Genomic DNA, 8,824 nt, shown 5'->3' with positions numbered 1-8,824 from the left:
GTCGTTGTCGTAATCGAGGTTATCGTAGCGCCCCGGATTCTCTCGCACGCCAAATTGCATCGCTTCTCCGATTACGATTACGACAACGACAACGACAACGACAACGACAACGACAACGACAACGATTGTGTTTAACTTGTTCTTGACTCGTTACTAATCCAGAGAGGTCAAGCGATGGGACTCACCTATGCCGAGGTGGTGCTCGAGAGCACCTTCAGACAGCGCAAGATGTCGGTCAAGGCACTCGTCGATTCGGGTGCCGTCTTCATGATCATCCCCGGGCACGTCGCGCTCCAACTCGGGTTCGACCTGGAGGAAGTCGGCACCCGCGAGGTCGTTCTCGCGGACGGTTCCCGCAAACCGGTGCCGATGGTGGGGCCGCTGCGGGTCCATTTCGGGGACCGTTATTGTGACCTGTCCGCCTTGGTATTGGGCGACGAACCCCTGCTGGGGGCGGTGCCGCTGGAGATGATGGACCTGGTCATCAATCCCAGTACCCAGACGCTGACGGTCAACCCGGCCAGCCCCTATCTGCCGGTCGCCGTCACCAAGTAGCGCTTGCGCGGGCGCATTGCCGACCCTCAGCATGACCGCAACCCAGCGCGACAAACCCGAGCCGGGCCCCGCGGACGCCGCGACGGGCAAAGCCCTGTGGATCGAGGTGATCCGCAGGATGGACGAGACCCTCAGGGCAGGACGGGGCATTCTCCCCGTCCCCGCGGTTTATTCCGTCGCCCGAATGCCCTTCCGGCACCGACCACCGCCGGTCTACACTGTCGCCATGTCCACCCCGGTTATACCCGCCGATACCGCCCGGCATCTGCGCCGACGACGCGAAGCCGCCCAGTCTGAAGGCGCCCGCCGTGCCGCACAGTTGCGCGCCCGCCTGCCCGGCGCCGCCGCCCGCCTGCGCGACGTTTACGGTGTCACCGACGTCCGCCTGTTCGGTTCCCTGGCCAACGGCACCTGCCGGGCAGACAGCGATGTGGATCTGGCCGTGTCCGGTCTCGATCGGGCGCGTTATTTCGAGGCACTGGCGGACCTGATGGAGATCCTCGGCGCCCCGGTGGACCTGATCCGCATGGAAGAGGCACCGCCGACCCTGAGCGAGCGGTTCGAAGTCGAGGGAGAAGCGCTGTGAACGCCCTCGTGCAACGCCTGCGGGCGGAGCTCCGGTTCGACCGTGATGCCTTTGCCAAACGGGTGGCCGAACTGGGATCGGTCGATCTGGGTCCGGCGTCCGGGCCCGCGCCGCACGCCCAGGCCGCGGTGGCATTGCATCACGCCTATGGCTCGATCGAGGCCATCATGACGCGACTGGCCCGTCAGCTCGACGGCGACCTGCCCGCCGGCGCGGACTGGCATCAGTCTCTCCTGCACGTCATGGGGCTCGCAATCGAAGGCGTCCGGCCCGCCGTATTCTCACCGGAGTCGGTCCGCGTCCTGCGCGAGCTGATGTCATTCCGGCATTTCTTTCGCCACGCCTACGCGGTCGACCTGGACGCCGGGCGTCTCGACACACTGCGTCGGCGTCTGATCACCGCAGCGCCCCGCCTCCTCGCCGAGATCGATACGCTCGACCGCTTTCTGAGCGTTGCCGCCCACGACGAGTGACGCCCGGGAGCGCGCGGCCAGCCCCGGCAGCGGCTCAAGCCCCAACGGGGCGTGACATACCAGCCCAGGGCAACGCCCTGGGATAGCGTCGTTCAGTCGGCCCAGCCCTGAAAGGGCGTGACATCCGGCCGTCCCTATGTCGCGCCCTTTCAGGGCTGAACTCCATTATGTCTCGATACCCAGGGCGTTGCCCTGGGCTGGTATGTTCGACCCCGTTGGGGTCGCTACCCGTCCGCGGAGGTCGATCCTGTCGGCGCGGCGCGGAAGGCGTCCATCGGGTGGTACATCCAGTGCTCACCGTCCGGTGGCGGGGGCCGGTTCCGGATGGAGTTGCCGCTGGGGCGGTGAAATGAGAGCCCCCGTGGGAGCGGCTTCAGCCGCGACGAGGCCAGGGCCGCTTGCGAGGTCCGCGCCGACTCATGAGCTATCCGGGTCATGCCGCCTGCGCACCGCAGAGATTCACGCGGATCTGAATCTCCTCCCAGGGCACCCACAGGAGCCCCGCGGCAGTCTTCTCCACCAGTCCCAGGTCCGACAGCTTGAGCGTGTCGGCCTGCACCTCGGTCTCGCCGCGCCTCACATGGCCGGCCAGGGCCGCGACGGACGCGGGTCCCAGCACCTTGAGCGCCTCCAGCAGCGCCAGGCGCGCCGGGGTCAGTTCGCCAAAGAGCTGGGCCGCGCTGGAGTAGCCCAGGTGGTAATCCGCCTCCGGCACCGGCTGACCGGCGTCCACCAAGGCCGCAACCTCCAAGGCGCGCTGGAAATACTCCCCGCGGCGTGGGATCTCGACAATTGCCTTAGACATAAGCCTCTCCCGCCAGGCGCCGCACGTCGGCGCGAAGTCATTACGACGCCTGAGAAACCGCGGCGGTGCGGGTCCGCGCAGCGGACCCTACGGCCTCAACCCGCGAGCAGGCGGTCCCACTCATCCGGCGGCAGGCCGGACTCGCGCCTAAGTCCGCGAGTCGGCGGGCGGACTCCGCCGGGTCCGGTGACCAGGCGGCGAGGGGCGAGCGGTAGTTCGCAAGAAACAGGCGCAGGTGCGGGTGCGCGTGGCCGGTGGTGCGGGTGAAGGCTAGTAGGATCAGGAGCGCCCGGCGCAGCGGCGGCTCGGCCTCGGGCAGGCGGTCGGTCGCCTGCAACAGTTGGGCGAGGTGCTGGTCCGCCAGCAGGCCGCCCCAGTCGCGCGGGAAGCGCCGGTCCCAGCCCAGGCGCTCGCGGCCGAAGAAGACGAAGAGCACGCCGGGGGCAGCGGCCACCAGCTCGCGCACCCAGGCGTCGGTCTCCAGGGCCGCGGCGCCGGCCTTGTCCGGGCGGTCGCTCCAGAGCGCCTCGTAGGTATCGATGAAGACCACCGGCGGCAGGGCGCGCGGGTCGGCCCGGTGGGCGCACAGATCCAGGCCCAGGAACCAGGGCAGCTTGGCCAGGATCTCGGTGGTGTCGAGGCCCTCCAGGCCGTTGAGTGCCTCGCACGCCTGTTTGGCGCCGCGCTCCTTGAGCTTGCGGCGGGCGTAGTTCAGCGCCTTGACCCCGAGCCCGAGTCCGGCGGGGAGCGCCTCGGCCTGGTCCAGCCAGCCTGGGGCATTGTCGGCGTTGCGCCAGGTCGGGCTGATGCGGGGCAGCGAGGCCTGGGCGGTGAAGGCCAGGGCACGGAGCGCATGGCCCAGCCGCGCGGTTCAGATTTCTGCACTCCCCCCCTTGCGGTAGGCGTCCGCCTCCGCGGCGGTGAGGACACGCGCCTCCTCCTCGAGCATCACCGGGATGTCGTCACGGATCGGGTAGGCCAGGCGGCCGGAGACCGAGATCAGTTCGCCATGCGCCTTGTCGTAGATCAGCGGTCCCTTGGTGACGGGGCACACGAGGATCTCCAGCAGATTCTTGTCCAGCATCCTGATTCTCCAGTTTCTTGGGCGTTGCCATCGGGGTTGGGTGGGACCGGCCGGCGGGGGGTGCCGCGGTACCGGTCTGGTGGAGCGGGATGATGGCCTCAGAGCCATGCCGCGGTAAAGCACCGCGTCGCCCTGCGCAAGGGGCAATCGACGACGCCTTCCGGGATCACGGGCGCAGCACCCGCCCGGTGCGCCCGTCGCGGATGCTGGAGGGTCGGTCCGCCCCGCCGCAGGCGCCGACGAGGATCAGGTCCGGACCGCCCGGCAGGCCGCGGCGGACGCCGAAGGCGGAGCGCGCCGGCGGGCGCTCCGCCACGTTGGCGCTGGTGGAGACGATGGCCCCGCCGCAGGCGCGGCACAGGCCCGCGGCCAGGGGATGATTGGTGACCCGCACCGCCAGGGTGTCGAAGCGGCCGCTGAGCCAGTCTGGGGTCTCGGGCCGCACCGGCAGCAGCCAGGTGTGGGGGCCCGGCCAGGAGGCCAGGATCACCGCCATGCGCTGCGGCGGCAGCCAGGCGACGAAGGGGACCAATTGCTCCGGCCGGGCGGCGATCAGGATCAGACCCTTGGCCGGGTCGCGCCGCTTGAGCGCCAGCAGGCGCATGACCGCCGCGCGGTTCCAGGGGTCGCAGCCCAGCCCATAGACCGCCTCCGTGGGATAGGCGACCAGACCGCCGCCCGCGATGACCCGGGCGGCGAGGCGCAGCCGGTGATTGAGAAAGGGTGCGGTCATGGTCCTGGGCGGCCCTCGGTGCCGGGGTTGATGGGAGGTGGCGGACAACGCGACGGCTTCGGGCTTATTCTACGGGCTGGGCGCCGGTGACGAAAAACCCGGCGTGGTCCCCACCCGTGACTTGTCCATAACGGCTGACCTAATGATGTCCATCGCTGCAACCTTACCCCGCCCCCTGCGCGCCCTCGGCGCGGCTTGGCTGCTGGGCAATCCCGGCTTCTGGGGCTTCGTCTGGGCCGGCGGGGAGGACGAGGCGCTCACCGCCACCGCCCTGGAGTGGATCGCAAGCCAGGGCGGCGGCACCCTGGTGGAGCCCGATGGACGGGTCTCGGTGAACAATCCCCGCGCCCAGTTCGCCCTGCAGCGGGCCGCGGACTGGGTGCGCGGCATCACGCCGGAGGCGGTGCTGCACGCCACGCCGCCGGATAACCTGGCCGCCTTCGGCGCCGGGCAGGTCGCCTTCATGCGCCATTGGTCCGGCGCCTGGACGACCCTGCAGGGGGTCGCAACACCGGTCGCCGACCGCTTCGCGGTAGCACCCCTGCCCCAGGGCGAGGGCGGCGGCGCCCGCCCTCCCGCCCTGGCCGTGGGTGCGGCCCTGGGCCCGGCCGCAACCCTGGGCGGCGGTCAGTTGGCGGTGTCGCGCTACAGTCGCCACACCCCGCAGGCCGCGGACCTGGTGCTGTATCTCACCGGCGCCGCGGTGCAGCGGCAGCGCGCGCAGGCGGCCGGGTTCAATCCGACCCGGGCCGACCTCTACACGGACCCGGACCTGCTGGACGCCCGGCCGCACCTGTCCGACCTGGCAGGCGCCCTCCCCGGACTGGTCGCGCGCCCCTCGACCACTACCGGCCGGCAGTATCCGCAGGTGAGCGCGGCCTTCGCGGCGGCCGTGCGCGCGGTCCTGAGCGGTCAGCAGACCCCGGACGCGGCCCTGTCGGGGCTGGCCCGCCGGCTCAATGACCTGAGCCGCGACGGCAGCGCCTGGTGAGCGCGGCCCGGGGCCGTCAACGATGATCCTAAACTCCACAGATGAACACAGATGAACACAGATGAACACCGCTACGATCAGGTAGTGTACGTCGCTAGCCACTGGCGATGGCTCACTGCCTGCGGCGGCGCCAACCTGCCCCAATCCGCCGGCACCGGTTTGCGCCCCGTGGCGGTGATGCCCAAGAAATTGGGCAAGCCGCCCGGCAGCCCCTTCTGAAGCAGGACCCAACGCCGCCCCGCGGCCGGGCCCCCCGGGACGGCGCGGACCCGCTGCCCCCGCCGCGGGTGGTGACCGCCGAGCGGTGGCTCCTGCTCGGAGTCATCCTGGGCGTCGGCCTCGCCATGGCGGTCGCGCTGGCCTCGTTCCTGGCGATCTTGCGGCTCCAGGAGGACGGCGCCCGGGTGGCCCATGCGCAGGAGGTCATCGGTGCGCTGGAGGGCGTGCTGACCACGACCGCCGAGGCCGAAGCGGCGGCCCTGAACTATGTCACCCTCGGCGACGCCGACTTTCTGCGTGCCTTCGACGACGCCGCCCGGGACCTGAATGCGAACCTTGGCCGCGTCGGGCGTCTGGTCAAGAACCCTGAGCAGGTGCGGCACTTACCCGCGCTGGCGGTCCTGAGTGAACAGCGCATGGTCCAGCTCGCGGTCCTGCTCGAGGCGCGGCAGCGGGAGGGATTCGGGGCCGCACGGGAAAGGATCGCCCAACGCGATCAAGAGCGGTTACATCAGGCCATCCGGCGCCTCGTCACCGACCTGGAGGCCGGGGAGCGGGGGCTGCTGAAAAAGCGGCTGAGCGACTCGGAGCGCAGCGCCGCGGTCGCCCTGACGACCGTCGGTGTGGGCAGCCTGCTCTCGATCGGGCTCACCGGCCTGGGCCTGTATTGGATTCGGCGGGGGCTGGCCGACAGCCGCCGCGCCCAGGCGGCGTTGGAGACCACCAATACGGTGATGGATCGGCGCTTCGCCGAGCGCACGGCCGAGTGGCACGCCAGCCGCGAACTCTTGGGGCAGATCATCGACAGCGCGCCCTCCGCCATCTTCGCCATGGATCGGTCACACCGCTACACCTCGACCAACGCGGCGCACCTGCAAATCTGCCGTAAGCCCGCCGACCTGGTGCTCGGCCGGACCGAACGCGAGGTCTTCGCGCCGGTCACGGCCGACCGGCTCTGGGCCGACAATGAGGAGCTCATGGAGCAGGGCCTCACCCGGCAATTCGAACAGGAACTGCTGCGCGAGGACGGCAGCACCCGCATCGTGATCTCCACGAAATTCCCGTTGCGCAATGCGCAGGGGGAGGTCGCCGGACTGGGCGGCGTGACCACCGATATCACGGCACGGCGCGAGGCGGAGGAGGCGATCCGCACGCTCAATGCGGAACTGGAGCAGCGGGTCACGCGGCGTACCGCCGAGGCGGTGGCCGCCAACGCGGCCAAAAGCCAGTTCCTGGCCCAGATGAGCCACGAGATCCGCACGCCCATGAACGCCATGCTCGGCCTGGCGCAGGTGCTGGAGGCGGACACGCTGGCACCCGAGCAGCGGCAGATCGTGCAGCGGATCCGCGCAGCCGGCCGCTCGCTGCTCGGCATCATCAACGATATCCTCGATTTCTCCAAGATCGAGGCGGGCCAGATCCGGGTGGAGACCTGGCCCTTCGAACCGGCGCCCCTGTTCGCGCAAGTCGAGAGCCTCATGGGTGAGATGGCCCGCGCCAAGGGGCTTGGGTTCCGGATCGAGACCCCGCCGGACCTGGTGCCCCGCGTGCTGGGGGACCCCTTGCGACTCGAACAGGTCCTCGTCAATCTGGTCGGCAACGCGGTGAAATTCACCGAGCGGGGCGAGGTTCTGGTCCGGGTGCGCCAACAGGAGACCCCGGCCGCCGCGGTGCGCCTGCACTTTGAGGTCACCGACACCGGGATCGGCATCGCGCCCGCGGACCTGGGTATCCTGGGGCGGCCCTTCACCCAGACCGACGCCACCATCACGCGGCGCTTCGGCGGCACCGGGCTGGGCCTGACCATCAGCAAGCACCTGGTGGAGCTGATGGGCGGGACCTTCGGCTGCGAGAGCACGCTCGGGGTCGGCAGCCGCTTCTGGTTCGAGCTGTCCTGCGCACGGGCCGCCGACGCGCAGTCGCGCACGCCCCCGGTGGCGCCGGCCGCGGACCGGACCGGGCCGCGCCTGCACGGGCTGCACTACCTGGTGGTGGACGACAGCGATATGAACCGGGACCTGCTTGAACGGGCACTCGGGCGGGAGGGCGCCCGCGTCACCCTGGCCGCCGACGGTCGCCAGGCCCTGGAGCAGTTGCGCACGCAACCCGACGGCTTCGCCGCCGTCCTCATGGACATTCAGATGCCGGTGATGGATGGACTGGCCGCGACCCGCGCGATCCGCGACGAACTCGCCTTGGTCGACCTGCCGGTGATCGCCGTCTCGGCCGCGGTGCTGGCCGAACAGCAGCAGGCGGCGCGCGCCGCCGGGGTCAATGACTTCCTGACCAAGCCGGTGGACCTGGAGGAATTGGTCGCGGTCCTGCGGCGCTGGAGCGAGCCCCTGCCCGAGGCGCCGGTCCCGGCACCGGCCCCCGCGCCACCCGGGGACCCGGGCCCCGCAGCCCCGGCGGAGTTTCCCGCCATCCCCGGCCTCGACACCCGCGGGGCGGCCGTTTTGCTCGGCCACGACCGGACCTTCTTTCTCAGTTTGGTGCGCCGGTTTGCCGCCCGCTTCGGTGTGGAGACGCGGCAGATCCGCGACGACCTGGCGCATGGTCAGGGGTCCGCGGCCGCCCGCCGGCTGCATGCGCTGCGGGGAATCGCGGGCAACATCGGCGCCCGCGACCTGGCGGCGACCGCCTTGGCGCTGGAACTGGGCATCGCCGCGGGAGGTCCCGAGGTCGCGGGCCTGCTCACGCAGTTCGAGGCGCAACTCAACGCCTTGCTGGCCGCCCTGAATCCCTGGCTGGAAACCCCGCCCCCAGGGGCCGCGGACCCGGACGGCGCCGCACCGCTCGACCCGGCGGCGCTCGCGGCCCTGTGCGCCGCCCTGCGGCGCCGTGACCTGGCGGCCCGGGACCTGTTCAGCGAACTGCGCCCGGTCCTGACCAGGCACTATGGGGAGGCAGCGACCCAGGCCCTGGCCGAGCTGATCCAGACGCTGCGCTTCGATGCCGCATTGGCCCAACTGGAACCCGATCCGCAGCAGTAAACTGCTTGATTTTGAACCGGGGGCGAGGGGACCTCTGTGCGCCGCCGAGGCCACGCCGTCGCCATAAGGTAAATTATTGTAAATAAGAGACTTAATCGCAGGACTACAGGCCGGCACAAAGCGAGACCCCGGACTATTGGACGTATAATTGCGCAAGATCCTGTCGATTCTGCTTATTCCCCCAGCGGGTGGCGCGTCGGCCTTGATCATGGTTTCGGCCACGCGGCATCGTAGGGTGGACAAGCGCAGCGCAGTCCACCAGCGTCGGCGCGGGATTCGGTGGACTGCGCTGTCGCTTGTCGACCCTACGGCCGGAACGATGATCAAGGCCGGCGCGTCTTTCGATGCCTGGCGTGCGAGCCGCGGCTCGTCGGTCTGAGGCGAG

At 70.2% G+C, this 8,824-nt stretch carries 11 protein-coding genes; 7 read left to right on the top strand and 4 right to left on the bottom strand.

Features of this window, described 5'->3' with window-relative positions; translation table 11 throughout:
* Positions 1 to 174 precede the first annotated feature (174 nt).
* From QZY48_RS03660 to QZY48_RS03650, 3 genes are read left to right on the top strand one after another with little or no spacing between them, the layout of a single operon-like run.
* Positions 175 to 555 carry a clan AA aspartic protease gene (locus tag QZY48_RS03660; protein ID WP_295427860.1) on the top strand — a complete coding sequence of 127 codons (381 nt, stop codon included), beginning with the start codon at positions 175 to 177 and terminating at the stop codon, positions 553 to 555.
* A 31-nt stretch (positions 556 to 586) separates the two neighbouring features.
* Entirely contained in the window at positions 587 to 1,141 is a 555-nt protein-coding gene (locus QZY48_RS03655; RefSeq protein ID WP_295427858.1) for a nucleotidyltransferase family protein, read from the top strand.
* The gene (locus QZY48_RS03650; RefSeq protein WP_295427857.1) at positions 1,138 to 1,614 is read left to right on the top strand and encodes a hypothetical protein; all 477 of its coding nucleotides are present in this window, start codon (positions 1,138 to 1,140) and stop codon (positions 1,612 to 1,614) included. Before QZY48_RS03655 ends, QZY48_RS03650 begins: the two co-directional genes overlap by 4 nt.
* A 433-nt stretch (positions 1,615 to 2,047) precedes the next feature.
* On the opposite strand, the gene QZY48_RS03645 is transcribed toward QZY48_RS03650, so the two are convergent.
* The 4 genes from QZY48_RS03645 to QZY48_RS03630 all read right to left on the bottom strand — a co-directional run bounded on the left by QZY48_RS03645 (position 2,048) and on the right by QZY48_RS03630 (position 4,236).
* Positions 2,048 to 2,419, bottom strand: a complete 372-nt coding sequence (locus QZY48_RS03645; protein WP_295427854.1) for a hypothetical protein — start codon at positions 2,417 to 2,419, stop codon at positions 2,048 to 2,050.
* A gap of 40 nt (positions 2,420 to 2,459) precedes the next feature.
* Positions 2,460 to 2,969: a hypothetical protein gene (locus QZY48_RS03640; RefSeq protein ID WP_295427851.1), complete on the bottom strand. Its 510-nt coding sequence runs from the start codon at positions 2,967 to 2,969 to the stop codon at positions 2,460 to 2,462.
* Positions 2,970 to 3,290: 321 nt separating this feature from the next.
* Positions 3,291 to 3,503 (bottom strand): Trm112 family protein, encoded by a 213-nt coding sequence (locus QZY48_RS03635; RefSeq protein ID WP_295427848.1) that lies wholly within the window; start codon positions 3,501 to 3,503, stop codon positions 3,291 to 3,293.
* Positions 3,504 to 3,669: 166 nt separating this feature from the next.
* Positions 3,670 to 4,236, bottom strand: coding sequence for a Sua5/YciO/YrdC/YwlC family protein (locus QZY48_RS03630; RefSeq protein ID WP_295427845.1), 567 nt, complete (start codon positions 4,234 to 4,236; stop codon positions 3,670 to 3,672).
* 145 nt (positions 4,237 to 4,381) lie between these two features.
* Between QZY48_RS03630 and QZY48_RS03625 the strand changes: the two genes are divergently transcribed.
* The 4 genes from QZY48_RS03625 to QZY48_RS03610 all read left to right on the top strand — a co-directional run bounded on the left by QZY48_RS03625 (position 4,382) and on the right by QZY48_RS03610 (position 8,818).
* Positions 4,382 to 5,227 carry an extracellular solute-binding protein gene (locus QZY48_RS03625; RefSeq protein WP_295427842.1) on the top strand — a complete coding sequence of 282 codons (846 nt, stop codon included), beginning with the start codon at positions 4,382 to 4,384 and terminating at the stop codon, positions 5,225 to 5,227.
* Positions 5,228 to 5,278: 51 nt separating this feature from the next.
* The gene (locus tag QZY48_RS03620; RefSeq protein WP_295427840.1) at positions 5,279 to 5,446 is read left to right on the top strand and encodes a hypothetical protein; all 168 of its coding nucleotides are present in this window, start codon (positions 5,279 to 5,281) and stop codon (positions 5,444 to 5,446) included.
* Positions 5,447 to 5,517: 71 nt separating this feature from the next.
* On the top strand, positions 5,518 to 8,439 hold the full coding sequence (locus tag QZY48_RS03615) for an ATP-binding protein (RefSeq protein WP_295427838.1): 2,922 nt from the start codon (positions 5,518 to 5,520) through the stop codon (positions 8,437 to 8,439).
* 148 nt (positions 8,440 to 8,587) lie between these two features.
* On the top strand, positions 8,588 to 8,818 hold the full coding sequence (locus QZY48_RS03610) for a hypothetical protein (protein WP_295427835.1): 231 nt from the start codon (positions 8,588 to 8,590) through the stop codon (positions 8,816 to 8,818).
* The last annotated feature ends 6 nt before the right edge of the window (positions 8,819 to 8,824 follow it).

Source organism: uncultured Thiodictyon sp., assembly GCF_903828115.1.
GTDB lineage: Bacteria > Pseudomonadota > Gammaproteobacteria > Chromatiales > Chromatiaceae > Thiodictyon.
Note: the sequence above shows the minus strand (reverse complement) of the source record. Positions and strands in the feature narration are given on the sequence as shown.